Raw genomic sequence first — 20577 nt, forward strand, 5'->3', positions numbered from 1 at the left:
TCTTTACAATCTCCTGGATTACACGCGGCGCTTCTTCGGCGGACGGCACCCGTTGTGCGGGATTGGCGTCACGTCGGTGATGCTGGCGATCTTGTAGCCACAGCCGTTCAAAGCGCGGACTGCGGATTCACGACCTGGACCTGGACCTTTGACGTTGACGTCGAGGTTTTTCAGGCCGTATTCCAGCGCAGCTTGACCAGCACGTTCAGCAGCTACCTGAGCAGCAAACGGGGTGGACTTGCGGGAACCGCGGAAACCCGAACCACCGGAGGTAGCCCAGGAAAGAGCGTTACCTTGACGGTCGGTGATGGTCACGATGGTGTTGTTAAAAGATGCATGGATGTGGGCGATGCCATCAACCACTGTCTTTTTAACTTTTTTACGAGGACGAGCAGCAGGTTTTGCCATGATTAAATTCCTGTCGATTCGCTGGGGCGATTACTTGCGGATCGGCTTACGCGGACCTTTACGGGTACGCGCGTTGGTCTTGGTACGCTGACCGCGTACTGGAAGACCGCGACGATGACGCAGACCGCGATAGCAACCGAGGTCCATCAAGCGCTTGATTTTCATGTTGATTTCGCGACGCAGGTCACCTTCAGTGGTGAACTTCGCCACTTCGCCACGCAGCTGTTCAATTTGCTCGTCGCTCAGATCTTTGATCTTTGCTGCTGGGTTTACCCCAGTCTCTGCACAAATTTTCTGTGCAGTAGTGCGACCAACACCATAGATGTAGGTCAGCGAGATAACAGTATGCTTGTTATCTGGAATGTTAACGCCTGCAATACGGGCCATTCAGTGGGACTCCAATTGACAGCTACCTACGCCCCGGAAGCCAAGAAATAGGGCGCGAGATAATATCGCTGTAATAACAAATAATCAACCCGGTAGCGCACTAGCTACCGGGCTTGAAGCACAATCACACTCAGCCTTGGCGCTGTTTGTGACGCGGTTCCGCGCTGCAAATTACTCGAACAACACCTTCGCGGCGAATAATCTTGCAGTTACGGCACAGCTTTTTCACCGATGCACGAACTTTCATCACCAACTCCTCGAACCTTATGGGTCAGCGCAGCATGCCGCTGCCGTAACCCTTCAGGTTGGCTTTCTTCATCAGGGATTCGTACTGGTGCGAAACGAGGTGCGATTGTACTTGGGACATGAAGTCCATCACAACCACGACGACGATCAGCAACGAGGTCCCGCCAAGGTAGAACGGTACGTTGGCTGCAACCACCAGGAACTGGGGCAACAGGCAGACGGCCGTCATGTAAAGAGCACCGAACATGGTCAAGCGAGTCAGAACGCCATCAATGTAGCGCGCAGACTGCTCACCTGGACGGATGCCCGGAATAAAGGCACCGGACTTCTTCAGGTTTTCCGCTACGTCTTTCGGATTGAACATCAACGCCGTATAGAAGAAGCAGAAGAAAATAATCCCTGCACTAAACAGCAGAATATTCAACGGCTGACCAGGAGCGATCGACTGCGAGATGTCCTGCAACCAGCCCATACCTTCAGACTGACCGAACCAGGCACCCAACGAAGCCGGGAACAGCAAAATGCTGCTCGCGAAAATAGCCGGAATAACACCGGCCATGTTCACCTTCAGCGGCAAGTGGCTGGTCTGCGCAGCGAAGACCTTGCGGCCCTGCTGACGCTTGGCGTAGTGAACAGCAATACGACGCTGACCACGCTCAATGAACACCACGAAACCGATAATCGCTACTGCCAGCAAACCGATGGCAACCAGGGCGAAGATGTTGATATCACCCTGACGCGCAGACTCGAAAGACTGCCCGATCGCTCTCGGAAGACCGGCGACGATACCCGAAAAAATCAACATCGAGATACCGTTGCCAACACCACGCTCAGTAATCTGCTCACCCAGCCACATCATGAACATCGCACCAGCCACAAACGTGGATACCGCGACGAAATGGAAGCCAAAGTCACCAGTGAACGCAACGCCCTGCCCCGCCAGACCAATGGACATGCCAATGGCCTGGACGAGAGCGAGGACGACAGTGCCGTAGCGGGTGTACTGGCTGATCTTGCGACGGCCAGCTTCACCTTCCTTCTTCAACTGCTCCAGCTGCGGGCTGACGGCTGTCATCAGTTGCATGATGATCGATGCCGAGATGTACGGCATGATCCCCAGTGCAAAGATGCTCATCCGTTCCAGCGCGCCGCCGGAAAACATGTTGAACAAGCTAAGAATGGTCCCCTCATTCTGTCGAAACAGGTCCGCGAGTCGGTCCGGGTTGATACCTGGAACCGGGATGTGTGCGCCTATTCGGTAGACGATAATCGCCAGGAACAGAAAACGCAGACGAGCCCAGAGTTCAGACATACCGCCTTTGCCGAGCGCAGAGAGAGCACCTTGCTTAGCCATTTATTCCTCGAACTTGCCGCCAGCTGCTTCGATAGCCGCACGCGCACCTTTGGTGGCGCCGATTCCCTTGCCGATAGTGACAGCGCGAGTCACTTCACCGGACAGCATGATTTTCACACGCTGTACGTTGACGTTGATCACGTTGGCATCTTTCAGGGACTGCACGGTGACGATGTCGCCTTCCACTTTAGCCAGCTCGGACAGACGCACTTCTGCGCGATCCATGGCCTTCAGGGAAACGAAACCGAACTTCGGCAGGCGACGATGCAGCGGCTGTTGACCGCCTTCAAAGCCTGGAGCAATGGTGCCACCGGAGCGGGAGGTCTGACCCTTGTGACCACGGCCACCAGTCTTACCCAAACCGCTACCGATACCACGGCCCGGACGATGCTTTTCGCGACGGGAACCCGGCGCTGGACTCAGATCATTGAGTTTCATCGATTAACCCTCGACACGCAGCATGTAGTAAGCCTTGTTGATCATCCCGCGATTCTCGGGAGTATCCTGGACTTCTACAGTGTGACCGATGCGACGCAGACCCAGACCCTTAACGCACAGTTTGTGGTTAGGGATGCGGCCGGTCATGCTTTTGATCAGCGTTACTTTTACGGTAGCCATGATCAGAAGATCTCCTTGACGCTTTTGCCACGCTTGGCGGCAATGGATTCAGGAGACTGCATTGCTTTCAAACCCTTGAAAGTGGCGTGAACCACGTTTACAGGGTTAGTCGAGCCGTAGCACTTGGCCAGAACGTTCTGAACGCCAGCAACTTCGAGGACAGCACGCATAGCGCCGCCAGCGATGATACCGGTACCTTCAGAAGCAGGCTGCATGTACACCTTCGAAGCGCCGTGAGCGGACTTCATTGCGTACTGCAGAGTAGTGCCGTTCAGATCAACCTGGATCATGTTGCGGCGAGCAGCTTCCATTGCCTTCTGGATCGCAGCAGGCACTTCACGCGACTTGCCACGGCCGAAGCCAACACGGCCCTTACCATCACCAACCACGGTCAACGCGGTGAAAGTGAAGATACGGCCGCCTTTAACGGTTTTGGCTACGCGGTTAACTTGAACCAGCTTCTCGATGTAGCCTTCGTCGCGCTTTTGGTCGTTATTTGACATAACTTAGAACTCCAGCCCAGCTTCACGAGCAGCATCAGCCAGCGCTTTAACGCGGCCGTGGTACTTGAAGCCAGAGCGGTCGAAAGCCACTTGCGAGACGCCAGCGGCCTTAGCACGCGTAGCGACCAGCTGGCCAACCTTAGTGGCCGCGTCGATGTTGCCGGTGGCACCATCACGCAGTTCTTTATCCAAAGTCGAGGCGCTTGCCAGGACTTTGTTGCCGTCGGCCGAAATGACCTGGGCGTAGATGTGCTGCGAAGAGCGGAACACGCAGAGACGCACGACTTCGAGTTCGTGCATTTTCAGGCGTGCTTTGCGAGCGCGACGCAGTCGAGTAACTTTTTTGTCGGTCATTTGCTATGCCCTACTTCTTCTTGGCTTCTTTACGACGGACGACTTCGTCCGCGTAGCGCACACCTTTGCCTTTGTACGGCTCTGGTGGACGGAAGTCGCGGATCTCGGCGGCCACTTGACCTACCAGCTGCTTGTCGATGCCCTTGATCAGGATATCGGTCTGGCTAGGAGTCTCAGCGGTGATGCCTTCCGGCAGTTCGTAATCCACTGGGTGCGAGAAGCCAAGAGCCAGGTTCAGCACTGTGCCTTTTGCTTGCGCTTTGTAACCAACACCGACCAGCTGGAGCTTGCGCTCGAAGCCTTGGCTTACGCCTTGGACCATGTTGTTTACCAACGCACGAGTGGTACCAGCCATTGCGCGAGTCTGTTGATCGCCATTGCGAGCAGCGAAACGCAGCTCACCAGCTTCTTCAACGATCTCAACGGACGAATGGATGTTCAGTTCGAGAGTGCCCTTGGCACCCTTCACCGAAAGCTGTTGGCCTGCGAATTTTACTTCGACACCGGCTGGCAGCTTAACGGGGTTCTTAGCGACGCGAGACATGCTTATCCCCCCTTAGAACACAGTGCAAAGAACTTCGCCGCCGACACCGGCAGCGCGCGCAGCACGATCAGTCATCACACCCTTGTTGGTGGAGACGATAGACACACCGAGACCGCCACGAACTTTTGGCAGATCATCGACGGACTTGTACTGACGCAGGCCTGGACGGCTAACGCGCTTCACTTCTTCGATAACCGGACGGCCTTCGAAGTACTTCAGCTCGATGGACAGCAGTGGTTTGATTTCGCTGCTGATCTGATAACCCGCAATGTAACCTTCGTCCTTCAGGACTTTGGCAACAGCTACCTTCAACGTGGAAGATGGCATGCTTACGACGGACTTTTCAGCCATCTGGGCATTACGGATACGAGTTAGCATGTCCGCTAACGGGTCCTGCATACTCATGGGCTAGACGCTCCTAATACAAAAAAATTAGCCTTGCGGCTATTACGTGTCGCCGAGAATCTCCGAGCATGAAAAACACGGGCTCAGGCGAGCCGGGTATTCTAGACACACCCCAGAAATGAATCAAGCCCCAAAAGGGGCTTGATTCAGATTCAAGGCCACCGGTGGTCAGGATCTTGCGATCCTGGACACCGAGACTTTGACAGTACTTACCAGCTGGCTTTAACCAGACCCGGTACGTCACCACGCATGGCAGCTTCACGCAGCTTGTTACGGCCGAGGCCGAACTTGCGGTAAACGCCGTGTGGACGACCGGTCAGGCGGCAGCGGTTACGCATGCGCGAAGCGCTTGCGTCACGTGGCTGCTTCTGCAGGGCTACTGTAGCTTCCCAACGCGCTTCTGGACTTGCGTTCAGATCAACGATGATAGCTTTCAGTGCTGCACGCTTCTTGGCGTACTTGGCAACCGTGAGCTGACGCTTCAGCTCGCGGTTTTTCATGCTCATCTTGGCCATGGTCCTACTCCAATCAGTTGCGGAACGGGAATTTGAACGCACGCAGCAGAGCGCGGCCTTCATCATCGTTCTTGGCAGTGGTGGTCAGGGTGATGTCCAGACCGCGGAGAGCATCGATCTTGTCGTAGTCGATTTCCGGGAAGATGATCTGCTCTTTCACGCCCATGCTGTAGTTGCCACGACCATCGAAGGACTTGGCATTCAGGCCGCGGAAGTCGCGAACCCGAGGCAGGGAGATCGACAGCAGACGATCCAGGAACTCGTACATACGCTCACGGCGCAGGGTCACTTTGACGCCGATCGGCCAACCTTCACGGACTTTAAAGCCAGCGATGGATTTGCGAGCGTAGGTCACAACGACTTTCTGGCCGGTGATCTTTTCCAGGTCAGCAACAGCGTGCTCGATGACTTTTTTGTCGCCGATCGCTTCGCCCAGACCCATGTTCAGGGTGATTTTGGTAACGCGCGGAACTTCCATCACGTTCGAAAGCTTAAGTTCTTCCTTAAGTTTCGGAGCAATTTCCTTCCGGTAAATCTCTTTTAGTCGTGCCATGGTCTCATCTACCTAGCAGTGTTCAAGCATCAACCGCTTTTTGGGTCGACTTGAAGACACGAATTTTCTTGCCGTCTTCTACTTTGAAACCAACGCGGTCAGCCTTGTTGGTTTCGCCGTTGAAAATGGCGACGTTAGAAGCATCCAGTGGAGCTTCTTTTTCGACGATACCGCCCTGCACGCCCGACATCGGGTTAGGCTTGGTATGACGCTTGACCAGGTTCAGACCACCAATAACCAAACGGTTGTTAGCGAGAACCTTAAGCACCTTACCGCGCTTACCTTTGTCTTTGCCGGCGATCACGATGATCTCGTCGTCACGACGAATCTTTTGCATGTCGGATCTCCTTACAGCACTTCTGGGGCGAGCGAGACGATCTTCATGAACTTCTCAGTACGAAGTTCACGGGTCACTGGCCCAAAGATACGGGTGCCGATCGGCTCTTGCTTGTTGTTCAGAAGAACAGCAGCGTTGCCATCAAAGCGGATAATGGAGCCATCAGCACGACGTACGCCGTGACGAGTGCGGACTACAACAGCAGTCATCACTTGGCCTTTTTTCACTTTACCGCGAGGAATTGCTTCCTTCACGGTAACTTTGATGATGTCACCGATACCAGCGTAACGACGATGGGAGCCACCCAGCACCTTGATGCACATAACACGGCGAGCGCCGCTGTTATCGGCCACATCGAGCATGGATTGAGTCTGAATCATATAATTTCTCCGACCCCTAGTCCTTAGACTTCCACAGCGCGTTCGAGAACATCAACCAGCGCCCAAGACTTGGTCTTGGCCAAAGGACGAGTTTCACGAATAGTGACTTTGTCGCCGATGTGGCACTGATTGGTTTCGTCGTGCGCGTGCAGCTTAGTCGAACGCTTAACGTATTTACCGTAGATCGGGTGCTTAACGCGACGCTCGATCAGAACGGTGATGGTTTTGTCCATCTTGTCGCTGACAACACGGCCAGTCAGCGTACGGACAGTTTTTTCGGCTTCAGCCATGATTACTTACCTGCCTGCTGGTTGAGCACAGTCTTCACGCGAGCGATGTCACGCTTAACTTGCGAGAGCAGATGAGACTGCCCCAACTGGCCAGTTGCTTTCTGCATACGCAGATTGAACTGGTCGCGCAGCAAGCCGAGCAGTTGCTCGTTCAGCTGCTGTGCGGATTTTTCACGAAGTTCATTCGCTTTCATCACATCACCGTCCGTTTAACAAAGGAGGTGGCGAGCGGCAGCTTTGCAGCAGCCAGGGCGAAAGCCTCACGCGCCAGCTCTTCAGAAACACCCTCGATTTCATACAGGACTTTGCCTGGCTGAATCTGGGCAACCCAGTATTCGACGTTACCCTTACCTTTACCCATCCGAACTTCGAGTGGCTTCTTGGAAATAGGCTTGTCCGGGAATACACGGATCCAGATCTTGCCGCCACGTTTTACGTGACGGGTCAGAGCACGACGCGCTGACTCGATCTGACGAGCGGTGAGACGACCACGAGCAACAGACTTCAGCGCGAACTCGCCGAAGCTGACTTTGCTACCGCGCAATGCCAGGCCACGGTTGTGACCAGTCATTTGCTTGCGGAACTTCGTACGCTTTGGTTGCAACATTTGGCGTACCCCTTACTTAGCAGCTTTTTTACGAGGCGCTGGTGCTTGTGGTTTCAGTTCTTCTTGGCGACCACCAATTACTTCGCCTTTGAAGATCCAAACCTTTACACCGATCACACCGTAAGTGGTGTGAGCTTCGTAGTTGGCATAGTCGATGTCGGCACGCAGGGTGTGCAATGGCACACGACCTTCGCGATACCATTCAGTACGTGCAATTTCAGCACCGCCGAGACGACCGCTCACTTGGATTTTGATGCCTTTGGCACCAATGCGCATGGCGTTCTGTACGGCGCGCTTCATAGCGCGACGGAACATTACGCGACGCTCCAGCTGCTGAGCTACGCTCTGCGCAACCAGCATACCGTCGAGTTCCGGCTTGCGGATCTCTTCGATATTGATGTGCACAGGCACACCCATTTGCTTGGTCAGGTCCTGACGCAGTTTCTCAACATCTTCACCTTTCTTCCCGATAACGATACCTGGACGAGCGGTGTGGATGGTGATACGTGCAGTTTGGGCCGGACGATGGATATCGATACGGCTTACGGACGCGCTTTTTAGTTTGTCTTGGAGATACTCACGCACCTTCAGATCTGCGAGCAAATAGTCCGCATAAGTCCGACCGTCTGCGTACCAGACGGAGGTGTGCTCCTTGACGATTCCCAGGCGAATGCCAATGGGATGTACTTTCTGACCCATCTCTTCGACTCCGTTACTTGTCAGCAACCTTGACAGTGATATGGCAAGACCGCTTGACGATGCGATCAGCACGGCCTTTGGCACGTGGCATGATGCGCTTCAGCGAACGCCCTTCGTTGACGAAAACAGTGCTGACCTTCAGGTCATCAACGTCTGCGCCTTCGTTATGCTCGGCGTTGGCTACGGCCGACTCCAGCACTTTCTTCATGATCTCGGCGGCTTTCTTACTGCTGAAAGCCAACAGGTTGAGCGCTTCGCCCACCTTCTTCCCGCGGATCTGGTCGGCGACCAAGCGGGCTTTCTGGGCGGAGATTCGAGCGCCCGACAACTTAGCGGCTACTTCCATTTCCTAACCCCTTAACGCTTGGCTTTCTTGTCTGCCACGTGCCCGCGATAAGTGCGGGTACCGGCGAACTCGCCCAGTTTGTGGCCGACCATGTCTTCGTTCACGAGAACTGGGACGTGCTGACGACCGTTGTGTACTGCGATGGTCAGACCGACCATTTGTGGCAGGATCATCGAACGACGCGACCAGGTTTTCACCGGTTTGCGATCGTTCTTTTCCGCCGCCACTTCGATCTTCTTCAGTAGGTGAAGATCGATAAAAGGACCTTTTTTCAGAGAACGTGGCACTGTCGTATCCCTCTATTTACTTGCGACGACGGACGATCATTTTGTCGGTACGCTTATTACCACGAGTCTTCGCGCCCTTAGTCGGGAAGCCCCATGGCGATACCGGATGACGACCACCAGAGGTACGACCTTCACCACCACCATGTGGGTGGTCAACCGGGTTCATGGCAACACCACGAACGGTTGGGCGAACGCCACGCCAGCGTTTGGCACCAGCTTTACCCAGCGAACGCAGGCTGTGCTCGGAGTTCGAGACTTCGCCCAGGGTCGCACGGCATTCAGCCAGGACTTTACGCATTTCACCGGAACGCAGACGCAGGGTAACGTACACGCCTTCACGAGCGATCAGCTGAGCCGAAGCACCAGCGGAACGAGCGATCTGAGCGCCTTTACCTGGCTTCAATTCGATGCCGTGTACGGTAGAACCGACTGGAATGTTGCGCAGTTGCAGGGCGTTGCCTGGCTTGATTGGAGCCAGAGCGCCTGCGATCAGCTGGTCGCCAGCACTCACGCCTTTAGGGGCGATGATGTAGCGGCGCTCGCCGTCTGCGTAGCAGAGCAGTGCGATGTGAGCAGTACGGTTTGGATCGTATTCGATACGCTCGACAGTGGCGACGATGCCATCTTTGTCGTTGCGACGGAAATCGACCATACGGTAATGCTGCTTATGACCACCACCGATGTGACGAGTGGTAATACGGCCATTGTTGTTACGACCACCAGTCTTCGATTTCTTCTCGAGCAGCGGTGCGTGAGGAGCGCCTTTATGCAGCTCCTGGTTGACCACCTTGACCACAAAACGGCGGCCAGGGGAAGTCGGTTTGCATTTAACGATTGCCATGATGCACCCCTTCCTTACTCAGCACTGCTGCTGAAATCGAGATCTTGGCCTGGCTGAAGGGAGATAACTGCCTTCTTCCAGTCATTACGCTTGCCCAGACCGCGAGCAGTGCGCTTGCTCTTACCCAGAACATTCAGGGTAGTAACACGCTCTACTTTCACGCTGAACAGGCTTTCGACGGCCTTCTTGATTTCCAGCTTGGTTGCGTCGGTAGCAACCTTGAAAACGAACTGGCCTTTCTTGTCTGCCAGAACCGTAGCCTTCTCGGAAACGTGCGGGCCAAGCAGAACTTTAAATACGCGTTCCTGGTTCATCCCAGCAGCTCCTCGAATTTCTTCACGGCCGACACGGTGATCAACACCTTGTCGTATGCGATCAGACTAACTGGATCGGAACCTTGCACGTCACGTACATCTACGTGTGGCAGGTTACGAGCAGCCAGGTACAGGTTCTGATCAACAGCGTCGGACACGATCAGAACGTCGGTCAGGCTCATGTTGTTCAGTTTGCCCAGCAGGTCTTTGGTTTTCGGCGTTTCAACGGCGAAATCCTGAACCACGACCAGACGATCAGTACGCACCAGCTCAGCAAGGATGGAACGCATTGCTGCGCGATACATCTTCTTGTTCAGCTTCTGGGAGTGATCCTGAGGACGAGCTGCGAAAGTGGTACCGCCGCCACGCCAGATTGGGCTACGGATAGTACCGGCACGAGCACGGCCAGTACCTTTCTGACGCCATGGGCGCTTACCGCCACCACGAACGTCGGAACGGGTCTTTTGCTGCTTGGAACCCTGACGACCGCCAGCCATGTAGGCTACGACTGCTTGGTGAACCAGCGTCTCGTTGAATTCGCCGCCAAATGTCAGTTCGGAAACTTCGATCGCTTGAGCGTCATTTACATTTAATTGCATGTCAGCTTCCCCTTAACCGCGAGCCTTGGCTGCTGGACGTACAACCAAGTTGCCGCCAGTAGCGCCAGGAACAGCGCCCTTGACCAACAACAGATTGCGTTCAGCGTCCACGCGCACTACTTCGAGGGACTGCACGGTCACGCGCTCAGCGCCCATATGACCGGACATTTTTTTGCCCTTGAATACACGACCAGGAGTCTGGCACTGGCCGATAGAGCCTGGAACGCGGTGGGATACGGAGTTACCGTGGGTGTTATCTTGCCCGCGGAAATTCCAACGCTTGATCGTACCCTGGAAGCCTTTACCCTTGGACTGACCGGTTACATCAACCAGTTGACCAGCGGCGAAGATTTCAGCGTTGATCAGATCGCCGGCCTGGTACTCGCCTTCTTCAAGGCGGAATTCCATTACGGTACGACCAGCGGCAACGTTCGCTTTAGCGAAGTGGCCAGCCTGAGCTGCTGTTACACGCGAAGCACGACGCTCGCCGACAGTGACTTGCACTGCACGATAGCCATCGGTCTCTTCAGTTTTGAACTGGGTGACGCGATTCGGTTCGATCTCAATGACCGTGACCGGAATGGAGACACCTTCTTCGGTGAAAATACGGGTCATACCGCATTTACGACCGACTACACCAATAGTCATGTTGTAAACCTCATGAGTGTACGGGGCTTTCACCCGCTATGGCCGCCCATTTCAGAGCGTTACACGACTAAGACCGAGTCTTAGCCGAGGCTGATCTGCACTTCCACACCGGCCGCAAGATCAAGCTTCATAAGAGCATCAACGGTTTTATCCGTTGGCTGGACGATGTCCAGAACGCGCTTATGAGTACGGATCTCGTACTGGTCACGCGCGTCTTTGTTGACGTGCGGGGAGACCAGAACGGTGAACCGCTCTTTACGGGTAGGCAGTGGAATTGGACCACGCACTTGAGCACCAGTACGTTTCGCGGTTTCCACGATTTCCTGGGTTGATTGGTCGATCAGGCGATGGTCGAAAGCCTTCAACCTGATACGGATTTGCTGATTTTGCATTGGATTTCAGACTCCGGCTGCTATTCCCACCGGGCGCAATACGCCCGTTAAAAGGAGGCGCAATTCTATAGACGCCCCAGATGGGTGTCAACCCAATAAAAAAGCCCCCGCTGAGCGGGGGCTTTTCAAAGCATCGAAGCTATCTCAAAAGAGATGCTTACTCGATGATTTTGGCTACGACGCCAGCGCCGACGGTACGACCGCCTTCACGGATAGCGAAACGCAGGCCGTCTTCCATTGCGATGGTCTTGATCAGGGTAACTTCCATCTGGATGTTATCACCTGGCATTACCATTTCAACGCCTTCTGGCAGCTGGCAGTTACCAGTCACGTCAGTAGTACGGAAGTAGAACTGTGGACGGTAGCCTTTGAAGAACGGAGTGTGACGACCGCCTTCTTCCTTGCTCAGAACGTAAACTTCTGCGGTGAACTTGGTGTGCGGCTTAACCGAACCCGGCTTAACCAGAACCTGGCCACGCTCAACGTCGTCACGCTTGGTACCACGCAGCAGAACGCCGCAGTTCTCGCCAGCACGACCTTCGTCGAGCAGCTTGCGGAACATTTCAACACCAGTGCAGGTGGTGGTGGTGGTGTCACGCAGACCAACGATTTCCAGTGCATCTTGAACGCGAACGATACCGCGCTCGATACGACCAGTCACAACAGTACCACGACCCGAGATCGAGAATACGTCTTCGATTGGCATCAGGAATGGCTTGTCGATAGCACGCTCTGGTTCTGGGATGTAGCTGTCCAGAGTTTCAACCAGTTTACGAACGGCAGTGGTGCCCATTTCGTTGTCGTCTTTGCCTTCCAGCGCCATACGAGCCGAACCGATGATGATTGGAGTGTCATCGCCCGGGAAGTCGTAGGTGGACAGCAGGTCGCGAACTTCCATCTCGACCAGTTCCAGCAGCTCAGCGTCGTCTACCAGGTCAGCCTTATTCAGGAAAACCACGATGTACGGAACGCCTACCTGACGGGACAGCAGGATGTGCTCACGGGTTTGTGGCATCGGACCATCAGCGGCCGAGCAAACCAGGATCGCGCCGTCCATCTGGGCAGCACCGGTGATCATGTTCTTCACGTAGTCAGCGTGACCAGGGCAGTCAACGTGAGCGTAGTGACGGATCTTCGAGTTGTACTCGACGTGCGCGGTGTTGATGGTGATACCACGAGCTTTTTCTTCTGGAGCGCTGTCGATTTTATCGAAATCAACGATTGCGGAACCGAAAACTTCGGAGCAAACGCGAGTCAGAGCTGCGGTCAGAGTGGTTTTACCGTGGTCAACGTGACCGATGGTGCCAACGTTGACGTGCGGTAGGGAACGATCAAATTTTTCTTTAGCCACGACAATTAACTCCTTGCCTAAAGGACTGAATCAGCCTTGTTTTTTGGTTACAGTTTCGACGATGTGCGACGGAGCTGTATTGTATTTTTTGAATTCCATAGAGTAGCTTGCGCGACCCTGGGACATCGAACGAACGTCGGTCGCATAACCGAACATCTCGCCCAACGGAACTTCAGCACGGATCACCTTACCGGAGACCGTGTCTTCCATACCCAGAATCATGCCGCGACGACGGTTAAGGTCGCCCATCACGTCACCCATATAGTCTTCAGGCGTAACAACCTCTACCGCCATGATCGGCTCGAGCAACTCACCACCGCCCTTCTGGGCCAGTTGCTTGGTCGCCATGGAAGCAGCCACCTTAAACGCCATCTCGTTCGAGTCGACGTCGTGGTAAGAACCATCAAACACGGTAGCCTTCAGGCCGATCAGCGGATAGCCGGCAACTACGCCGTTCTTCATCTGCTCTTCGATACCCTTCTGGATAGCCGGGATGTATTCCTTAGGAACCACACCACCCACTACTTCGTTCACGAATTGCAGACCTTCCTGACCTTCGTCAGCAGGAGCAAAACGGATCCAGCAATGGCCGAACTGGCCACGACCGCCGGACTGACGAACGAACTTGCCTTCGATTTCGCAATTCTTCGTGATGCGCTCACGATACGAAACCTGAGGCTTACCGATGTTGGCTTCGACGTTGAACTCACGGCGCATCCGGTCAACCAGGATGTCCAGGTGCAACTCGCCCATGCCAGAGATGATCGTTTGACCAGTCTCTTCATCAGTCTTAACGCGGAAAGACGGGTCTTCCTGAGCAAGTTTGCCCAGAGCGATGCCCATTTTTTCCTGGTCATCCTTGGTCTTAGGTTCTACGGCAACCGAAATAACCGGCTCCGGGAAGTCCATGCGAACGAGGATGATTGGCTTGTCAGCGTTGCACAAGGTTTCACCAGTGGTGACGTCCTTCATGCCGATCAGGGCCGCGATGTCACCAGCGCGCACTTCCTTGATCTCTTCACGGGCGTTTGCGTGCATTTGCACCATACGACCCACGCGCTCTTTCTTGCCTTTGACCGAGTTGATCACGCCGTCGCCGGAGGCCAACACGCCCGAGTAAACACGGACGAAAGTCAAGGTACCCACGAATGGGTCGGTAGCGATCTTGAACGCCAGAGCCGAGAACGGCTCGTTGTCGTCTGCATGACGCTCCATTTGCTTTTCCTCGTCATCCGGGTCAGTACCCTTGATGGCAGGAATGTCGGTTGGAGCCGGCAGGTAGTCGATAACGGCGTCGAGAACCAGGGGAACACCCTTGTTCTTGAAGGAAGAACCGCAAACAGCCAGAACGATCTCACCAGCAATAGTACGCTGACGCAGAGCACCCTTGATTTCCTCGATGGTGAGCTCTTCACCTTCAAGGTACTTGTTCATCAGCTCTTCGCTGGCTTCGGCCGCAGCCTCAACCATGTTGTTGCGCCACTCTTCAGCCAGTTCCTGCAGTTCAGCAGGGATGGCTTCACGACGAGGAGTCATACCCTTGTCGGCGTCGTTCCAGTAAACGGCTTCCATGGTCATCAGATCGATCTGACCCTGGAAGTTGTCTTCGGAACCGATAGCCAGCTGGATAGGCACCGGAGTGTGACCCAGACGCTGCTTGATCTGAGCGATCACGCGCAGGAAGTTCGCACCAGCACGGTCCATCTTGTTCACGTAAACGATACGTGGAACACCGTACTTGTTGGCTTGACGCCATACGGTTTCGGACTGAGGCTCAACGCCGGAAGTACCGCAGAACACAACGACCGCGCCGTCGAGTACACGCAGGGAACGCTCAACTTCAATAGTGAAGTCTACGTGGCCCGGGGTATCGATGACGTTGAAACGGTACTGGTCTTTGTGCTGCTTGGCGGAACCCTGCCAGAAGGCGGTAATGGCAGCGGAAGTAATGGTAATACCACGCTCCTGCTCCTGCACCATCCAGTCTGTGGTCGCGGCGCCGTCATGCACCTCGCCCATTTTGTGACTTTTGCCAGTGTAAAAAAGGACGCGCTCAGTGGTGGTGGTTTTACCAGCATCCACGTGTGCAACGATACCAATGTTACGGTAGCGATTAATCGGTGTTGTACGAGCCATAAAGCCCTCGCAAAATTAGTGACGCTAAAATTAGAAGCGGTAGTGCGAGAAAGCCTTGTTGGCTTCAGCCATACGGTGAACGTCTTCACGCTTCTTAACTGCAGCACCTTTACCTTCGGCAGCGTCCAACAGTTCGCCAGCCAAACGCAGAGCCATAGACTTCTCGCCGCGCTTGCGGGCGTAGTCTACCAACCAGCGCATTGCCAGAGCGTTACGACGGGAAGGACGAACCTCGACCGGAACCTGGTAAGTAGCACCACCAACGCGGCGCGACTTCACTTCGACCAGCGGAGCGATGGCGTCGAGTGCTTTTTCGAAGAGTTCCAGGGGATCGGTGCCGGCCTTACGAGCCTTCACGGTATCCAGGGCACCATAAACGATACGCTCGGCAACGGCTTTCTTGCCGCTTTCCATTACGTGGTTCATGAATTTGGCGAGGATTTGGCTTCCGTATTTCGGATCGTCCAGAATCTCACGCTTGGCTGCTACGCGACGTCTTGGCATTGATAAGCCCTCAAACGGTCTTCAGGTTAGCCCGGGACAGCTCCTGTGGATGCGTGCCCGACCTTACTCTTATCGACTCAATAAAATGAAAAACTGCAAAACGGCCGATTACTTCGGACGCTTGGTACCGTACTTCGAACGACCCTGGTTACGACCTTTAACACCGGAAGTATCCAACGAACCGCGAACGGTGTGGTAACGAACACCTGGCAAGTCTTTTACACGACCGCCGCGGATCAGTACCACGCTGTGCTCTTGCAGGTTGTGGCCTTCACCGCCGATGTACGAGGAAACCTCGAAACCGTTGGTCAGGCGCACACGGCATACTTTACGCAGTGCCGAGTTAGGTTTTTTCGGCGTGGTGGTGTACACACGGGTGCACACGCCACGGCGTTGCGGGCAGTTCTGCAGCGCAGGCACGTCGGATTTCTCGACGATACGCTTACGCGGCTGACGTACCAGCTGGTTGATAGTTGCCATCTACTAGCTCCACTGTTGTCTTGCGACGCTATTGTCTTGCAAGAAAAGCAAAATGGCAGGAACGAGTTCCCGCCAAATTTAGGGGTACAAGAGTCTAAAGAGGATCTTGCCCCCAGTCAAGGCAAGGCCCCGCTCTCCCCACTCATCCAATCTCGACAAATTGTCTCGATTCGATGAACGGAGTGACCAGGGCCTCACACTCATTTACCGCAGAACTCAGTTACCGCTCGAGTTCAGCGCTTCGGTCAGTGCAGCTTCCACTTCACTGGCGCTTACGCGCAACGGCTTGTCTGCATCACGGCGGCGCTTACGCTCGCTGTGATAAGCCAGACCGGTACCAGCCGGGATCAGACGACCCACGACCACGTTCTCTTTCAGGCCGCGCAGGTAATCGCGCTTGCCGGTTACCGCCGCTTCGGTCAATACGCGAGTGGTTTCCTGGAAGGAAGCCGCCGAGATGAACGATTCGGTGGACAACGACGCCTTGGTGATACCCAGCAGAACGCGAGTGAACTTGGAGACAAACTTGTCTTCACCGCTCAAGCGCTCGTTCTCTACCAGTACGTGAGTCAATTCCATCTGGTCGCCCTTGATGAAACTGGAATCGCCGGATTCAGCGATCTCAACTTTACGCAGCATCTGACGCAGGATGGTCTCGATGTGCTTGTCGTTGATCTTCACGCCTTGCAGACGGTAAACGTCCTGGATCTCGTTGACGATGTACTTGGCCAGCGCACTCACACCCAGCAGACGCAGGATGTCGTGTGGATCGCTCGGGCCGTCGGAGATAACTTCGCCGCGGTTTACCTGTTCGCCTTCAAACACGTTCAGGTGACGCCACTTCGGAATCAGCTCTTCGTACGGATCGGTACCGTCGTTCGGGGTGATAACCAGACGGCGCTTGCCCTTGGTCTCTTTACCGAACGCGATGGTGCCGCTGACTTCAGCCAGAATCGACGCTTCTTTCGGACGACGGGCTTCGAACAAGTCGGCAACACGCGGCAGACCACCGGTGATGTCTCGAGTTTTCGAAGTCTCTTGCGGGATACGAGCGATAACATCACCGATCGCGATCTTCGCACCATCCGCCACACCGACCAGGGCGTTGGCTGGCAGGAAATACTGAGCGATAACGTCAGTGCCTGGCAGCAACAGATCCTTGCCGTTGTCGTCGACCATCTTCACGGCAGGACGGATGTCCTTACCGGCAGCTGGACGATCTTTGGCGTCGAGTACTTCAATGTTGGTCATACCGGTCAATTCGTCAGTCTGACGCTTGATCGTGATGCCTTCTTCCATGCCCACGTAGGTCACGGTACCTTTCATTTCGGTAACGATCGGGTGAGTGTGCGGATCCCACTTGGCCACAATGGCGCCAGCTTCGACCTTGTCACCCTCTTTAACCGAAATCACGGCACCGTACGGCAGCTTGTAACGCTCACGCTCACGACCGAAGTCATCAGCGATGGCCAGTTCACCGGAACGGGACACGGCAACCAGGTGACCATCCACTCGCTCAACGTGCTTCAGGTTATGCAGACGGACGGTACCGCCATTCTTCACCTGAACGCTATCGGCTGCGGAGGTCCGGCTTGCCGCACCACCGATGTGGAACGTACGCATCGTCAGCTGGGTACCCGGCTCACCGATGGACTGGGCAGCGATAACGCCGACCGCTTCACCGATGTTCACCTGGTGACCACGAGCCAGATCGCGGCCGTAGCACTTGGCGCAGATACCGAAACGGGTTTCGCAGCTGATCGGCGAACGCACGATCACTTCGTCGATGCTGTTCAGCTCGATGAACTCGACCCACTTCTCGTCGACCAGGGTGCCGGCAGGAACGATGACGTCCTCGGTACCTGGCTTGAATACGTCACGGGCGATAACTCGACCCAATACGCGCTCACCCAACGGCTCTACAACGTCACCGCCTTCAATGTGCGGAGTCATCAGCAGACCGTGCTCGGTGCCGCAATCGATCTCGGTTACAACCAGATCTTGTGCAACGTCTACCAGACGACGAGTCAGGTAACCGGAGTTAGCCGTTTTCAACGCGGTATCCGCAAGACCCTTACGAGCACCGTGAGTGGAGATGAAGTACTGGAGTACGCTCAAACCTTCACGGAAGTTCGCAGTAATCGGCGTTTCAATGATGGAACCGTCCGGCTTGGCCATCAGGCCACGCATACCGGCCAGCTGACGAATCTGTGCTGCGGAACCCCGCGCACCCGAGTCGGCCATCATGTACATCGAGTTGAAGGATTCCTGGTCGACTTCGACGCCATGGCGGTCGATGACTTTCTCTTTCGAGAGGTTGGCCATCATCGCCTTGGAAACTTCGTCGTTCGCCTTGGACCAAAGGTCGATCACTTTGTTGTACTTCTCGCCCTGGGTTACCAGGCCGGAGGCGTACTGGCTTTCGATCTCTTTCACTTCATCAGTAGCAGCATTGATGATGCGGGCTTTTTCATCCGGGATAACGAAGTCGTTAACACCGATGGAAACGCCGGAAATGGTCGAATAAGCAAAACCGGTGTACATCAACTGGTCAGCGAAGATCACAGTCTCTTTCAAACCAACCACGCGATAGCACTGGTTGATCAGCTTGGAGATCGCCTTTTTCTTCATCGGCAGGTTGACGACGTCGTACGACAGACCTTTTGGCACAACCTGGAACAACAGAGCGCGGCCGACAGTAGTGTCGACGATACGGGTGTTGCTCACGCTGCCGCCATCACGGTCGTTGACGGTTTCGTTGATCCGGACTTTAACCTTGGCGTGCAGTGCGGCTTCGCCGGCACGGAACACACGGTCAACTTCCTGCAGATCCGCGAACACACGACCTTCGCCCTTGGCGTTGATCGCTTCACGCGTCATGTAGTACAGACCCAATACAACGTCCTGCGACGGAACGATGATTGGCTCACCGTTGGCTGGCGACAGAATGTTGTTGGTCGACATCATCAACGCACGCGCTTCGAGCTGGGCTTCCAGCGTCAGCGGTACGTGCACGGCCATTTGGTCGCCGTCGAAGTCGGCGTTGTACGCGGCGCAGACCAGAGGGTGCAGCTGGATAGCCTTACCTTCGATCAGTACCGGTTCAAACGCCTGGATACCCAGACGGTGAAGGGTCGGTGCACGGTTGAGAAGAACCGGGTGTTCGCGAATCACTTCAGCGAGAACGTCCCAGACCTCTGGCAGCTCGCGCTCGACCATCTTCTTGGCAGCCTTGATGGTGGTCGCGAGACCACGCATTTCCAGCTTGCCGAAAATGAACGGCTTGAACAGCTCGAGAGCCATTTTCTTCGGCAGACCGCACTGATGCAGACGCAGGGTCGGACCTACGGTAATTACCGAACGACCGGAGTAGTCAACACGCTTACCGAGCAAGTTCTGACGGAAACGACCCTGCTTACCCTTGATCATGTCAGCCAGGGATTTCAGAGGACGCTTGTTGGAACCGGTGATAGCGCGGCCACGACGGCCGTTGTCGAGCAGTGCGTCGACAGCTTCCTGCAACATACGCTTTTCGTTGCGCACGATGATGTCCGGAGCGGACAGATCGAGCAGACGCTTCAAGCGGTTGTTACGGTTGATCACTCGACGATACAGATCGTTGAGGTCGGAAGTCGCGAAGCGACCGCCATCGAGCGGGACCAGTGGACGCAGATCTGGCGGCAGAACCGGCAGAACGGTCAGCACCATCCACTCTGGCAGGTTGCCGGAACCCTGGAAGGCTTCCATCAACTTCAGACGCTTGGACAGCTTCTTGATCTTGGTTTCGGAGTTGGTTTGCGGAATCTCTTCGCGCAGACGGCCAATCTCGTGCTCCAGGTCGATAGCGTGCAGCAGTTCGCGGACAGCTTCGGCACCCATGCGGGCATCGAAATCGTCGCCGAACTCTTCCAGCGCTTCGAAGTACTGCTCATCGTTCAGCAGCTGACCTTTTTCAAGGGTGGTCATGCCTGGATCGATAACGACATAGCTCTCGAAGTAGAGAACGCGTTCGATATCACGCAGGGTCATGTCCATCAGCAAGCCGATACGGGACGGCAGCGATTTCAGGAACCAGATGTGGGCAACTGGCGAGGCCAGTTCGATGTGCGCCATGCGCTCACGACGAACTTTTGCCAGCGCGACTTCAACGCCGCACTTCTCGCAGATCACACCACGGTGCTTCAAGCGCTTGTACTTACCGCACAGGCACTCGTAATCCTTTACCGGGCCAAAGATCTTGGCGCAGAACAGGCCGTCACGCTCAGGTTTGAACGTACGGTAGTTGATGGTTTCCGGCTTTTTAACTTCACCGAACGACCACGAACGGATCATCTCAGGCGATGCCAATCCGATACGGATGGCGTCGAACTCTTCGACTTGACCCTGGTTTTTCAGCAAATTCAGTAGGTCTTTCAAGGCCTTTCCTCCTGGCGGAGCAGAGAGCGGGCAATCCTGCCCCGCTCTCGATTCGCGTCACGT

At 55.1% G+C, this 20577-nt stretch carries 30 protein-coding genes; all 30 read right to left on the bottom strand.

The annotated features are described in order from the left end of the window. Positions 1–18 precede the first annotated feature (18 nt). The 30 genes from rpsK to rpoC all read right to left on the bottom strand — a co-directional run bounded on the left by rpsK (position 19) and on the right by rpoC (position 20514). Positions 19–408, bottom strand: a complete 390-nt coding sequence (gene rpsK / locus AC3ITA_RS25815) for a 30S ribosomal protein S11 (protein ID WP_002555466.1) — start codon at positions 406–408, stop codon at positions 19–21. Positions 409–438: 30 nt separating this feature from the next. Continuing rightward, a complete protein-coding gene (rpsM, locus tag AC3ITA_RS25820) occupies positions 439–795 on the bottom strand; it encodes a 30S ribosomal protein S13 (RefSeq protein ID WP_009045849.1) in 357 nt (118 codons plus the stop codon). Between the two features lie 130 nt (positions 796–925). After that, a complete protein-coding gene (gene rpmJ / locus AC3ITA_RS25825) occupies positions 926–1042 on the bottom strand; it encodes a 50S ribosomal protein L36 (protein ID WP_002555468.1) in 117 nt (38 codons plus the stop codon). A 24-nt stretch (positions 1043–1066) separates the two neighbouring features. Next, positions 1067–2395 (bottom strand): preprotein translocase subunit SecY, encoded by a 1329-nt coding sequence (gene secY / locus AC3ITA_RS25830; RefSeq protein ID WP_003228718.1) that lies wholly within the window; start codon positions 2393–2395, stop codon positions 1067–1069. Then, positions 2396–2833 (bottom strand): 50S ribosomal protein L15, encoded by a 438-nt coding sequence (rplO, locus tag AC3ITA_RS25835; protein ID WP_003228720.1) that lies wholly within the window; start codon positions 2831–2833, stop codon positions 2396–2398. A gap of 3 nt (positions 2834–2836) precedes the next feature. Then, on the bottom strand, positions 2837–3013 hold the full coding sequence (gene rpmD / locus AC3ITA_RS25840) for a 50S ribosomal protein L30 (protein ID WP_003176408.1): 177 nt from the start codon (positions 3011–3013) through the stop codon (positions 2837–2839). A 2-nt stretch (positions 3014–3015) separates the two neighbouring features. After that, a complete protein-coding gene (gene rpsE / locus AC3ITA_RS25845) occupies positions 3016–3516 on the bottom strand; it encodes a 30S ribosomal protein S5 (RefSeq protein WP_003186035.1) in 501 nt (166 codons plus the stop codon). Between the two features lie 3 nt (positions 3517–3519). Then, positions 3520–3870, bottom strand: a complete 351-nt coding sequence (gene rplR, locus AC3ITA_RS25850) for a 50S ribosomal protein L18 (RefSeq protein ID WP_003186037.1) — start codon at positions 3868–3870, stop codon at positions 3520–3522. Between the two features lie 10 nt (positions 3871–3880). Next, complete coding sequence (gene rplF, locus AC3ITA_RS25855; RefSeq protein ID WP_003176412.1) at positions 3881–4414, bottom strand: 50S ribosomal protein L6; 534 nt, start codon at positions 4412–4414, stop codon at positions 3881–3883. Between the two features lie 12 nt (positions 4415–4426). Continuing rightward, a complete protein-coding gene (gene rpsH, locus AC3ITA_RS25860) occupies positions 4427–4819 on the bottom strand; it encodes a 30S ribosomal protein S8 (RefSeq protein ID WP_003186040.1) in 393 nt (130 codons plus the stop codon). A gap of 209 nt (positions 4820–5028) precedes the next feature. Next, positions 5029–5334 (bottom strand): 30S ribosomal protein S14, encoded by a 306-nt coding sequence (gene rpsN, locus AC3ITA_RS25865; protein WP_003176414.1) that lies wholly within the window; start codon positions 5332–5334, stop codon positions 5029–5031. Positions 5335–5347: 13 nt separating this feature from the next. Beyond that, positions 5348–5887: a 50S ribosomal protein L5 gene (gene rplE, locus AC3ITA_RS25870; protein WP_003210069.1), complete on the bottom strand. Its 540-nt coding sequence runs from the start codon at positions 5885–5887 to the stop codon at positions 5348–5350. A 22-nt stretch (positions 5888–5909) separates the two neighbouring features. After that, positions 5910–6224 carry a 50S ribosomal protein L24 gene (rplX, locus tag AC3ITA_RS25875; RefSeq protein ID WP_003176416.1) on the bottom strand — a complete coding sequence of 105 codons (315 nt, stop codon included), beginning with the start codon at positions 6222–6224 and terminating at the stop codon, positions 5910–5912. Positions 6225–6235: 11 nt separating this feature from the next. Next, positions 6236–6604 carry a 50S ribosomal protein L14 gene (gene rplN / locus AC3ITA_RS25880; protein WP_002555479.1) on the bottom strand — a complete coding sequence of 123 codons (369 nt, stop codon included), beginning with the start codon at positions 6602–6604 and terminating at the stop codon, positions 6236–6238. Between the two features lie 23 nt (positions 6605–6627). Continuing rightward, positions 6628–6894, bottom strand: a complete 267-nt coding sequence (gene rpsQ, locus AC3ITA_RS25885; protein ID WP_003176419.1) for a 30S ribosomal protein S17 — start codon at positions 6892–6894, stop codon at positions 6628–6630. A 2-nt stretch (positions 6895–6896) separates the two neighbouring features. Further along, positions 6897–7088: a 50S ribosomal protein L29 gene (rpmC, locus tag AC3ITA_RS25890; RefSeq protein ID WP_002555481.1), complete on the bottom strand. Its 192-nt coding sequence runs from the start codon at positions 7086–7088 to the stop codon at positions 6897–6899. After that, entirely contained in the window at positions 7088–7501 is a 414-nt protein-coding gene (gene rplP, locus AC3ITA_RS25895) for a 50S ribosomal protein L16 (RefSeq protein WP_003228729.1), read from the bottom strand. The genes rpmC and rplP overlap by 1 nt, the downstream gene beginning before the upstream one ends. A gap of 12 nt (positions 7502–7513) precedes the next feature. Continuing rightward, positions 7514–8200, bottom strand: coding sequence for a 30S ribosomal protein S3 (gene rpsC / locus AC3ITA_RS25900; RefSeq protein ID WP_008065719.1), 687 nt, complete (start codon positions 8198–8200; stop codon positions 7514–7516). Positions 8201–8213: 13 nt separating this feature from the next. Next, entirely contained in the window at positions 8214–8546 is a 333-nt protein-coding gene (gene rplV, locus AC3ITA_RS25905; protein WP_003103908.1) for a 50S ribosomal protein L22, read from the bottom strand. 11 nt (positions 8547–8557) lie between these two features. Next, positions 8558–8833 carry a 30S ribosomal protein S19 gene (rpsS, locus tag AC3ITA_RS25910; RefSeq protein ID WP_002555486.1) on the bottom strand — a complete coding sequence of 92 codons (276 nt, stop codon included), beginning with the start codon at positions 8831–8833 and terminating at the stop codon, positions 8558–8560. 16 nt (positions 8834–8849) lie between these two features. After that, entirely contained in the window at positions 8850–9674 is an 825-nt protein-coding gene (rplB, locus tag AC3ITA_RS25915) for a 50S ribosomal protein L2 (protein WP_003228734.1), read from the bottom strand. 14 nt (positions 9675–9688) lie between these two features. Continuing rightward, the gene (gene rplW, locus AC3ITA_RS25920) at positions 9689–9988 is read right to left on the bottom strand and encodes a 50S ribosomal protein L23 (protein WP_002555488.1); all 300 of its coding nucleotides are present in this window, start codon (positions 9986–9988) and stop codon (positions 9689–9691) included. Next, the gene (gene rplD, locus AC3ITA_RS25925) at positions 9985–10587 is read right to left on the bottom strand and encodes a 50S ribosomal protein L4 (RefSeq protein ID WP_003228735.1); all 603 of its coding nucleotides are present in this window, start codon (positions 10585–10587) and stop codon (positions 9985–9987) included. Before rplD ends, rplW begins: the two co-directional genes overlap by 4 nt. A 12-nt stretch (positions 10588–10599) precedes the next feature. Further along, positions 10600–11235: a 50S ribosomal protein L3 gene (gene rplC / locus AC3ITA_RS25930; RefSeq protein ID WP_003186059.1), complete on the bottom strand. Its 636-nt coding sequence runs from the start codon at positions 11233–11235 to the stop codon at positions 10600–10602. An 80-nt stretch (positions 11236–11315) separates the two neighbouring features. Continuing rightward, complete coding sequence (gene rpsJ, locus AC3ITA_RS25935) at positions 11316–11627, bottom strand: 30S ribosomal protein S10 (RefSeq protein WP_003186070.1); 312 nt, start codon at positions 11625–11627, stop codon at positions 11316–11318. 157 nt (positions 11628–11784) lie between these two features. Continuing rightward, the gene (gene tuf / locus AC3ITA_RS25940) at positions 11785–12978 is read right to left on the bottom strand and encodes an elongation factor Tu (RefSeq protein WP_008053875.1); all 1194 of its coding nucleotides are present in this window, start codon (positions 12976–12978) and stop codon (positions 11785–11787) included. A gap of 30 nt (positions 12979–13008) precedes the next feature. Further along, positions 13009–15114 carry an elongation factor G gene (gene fusA / locus AC3ITA_RS25945; RefSeq protein ID WP_007994652.1) on the bottom strand — a complete coding sequence of 702 codons (2106 nt, stop codon included), beginning with the start codon at positions 15112–15114 and terminating at the stop codon, positions 13009–13011. 30 nt (positions 15115–15144) lie between these two features. Next, positions 15145–15618, bottom strand: a complete 474-nt coding sequence (gene rpsG / locus AC3ITA_RS25950) for a 30S ribosomal protein S7 (RefSeq protein ID WP_007994653.1) — start codon at positions 15616–15618, stop codon at positions 15145–15147. A 108-nt stretch (positions 15619–15726) separates the two neighbouring features. Then, a complete protein-coding gene (gene rpsL / locus AC3ITA_RS25955) occupies positions 15727–16098 on the bottom strand; it encodes a 30S ribosomal protein S12 (RefSeq protein WP_003186084.1) in 372 nt (123 codons plus the stop codon). A 216-nt stretch (positions 16099–16314) separates the two neighbouring features. Beyond that, entirely contained in the window at positions 16315–20514 is a 4200-nt protein-coding gene (gene rpoC, locus AC3ITA_RS25960; RefSeq protein ID WP_056728978.1) for a DNA-directed RNA polymerase subunit beta', read from the bottom strand. Between the last annotated feature and the right edge of the window lie 63 nt (positions 20515–20577).

This window comes from Pseudomonas sp. GL_090 (assembly GCF_057837765.1).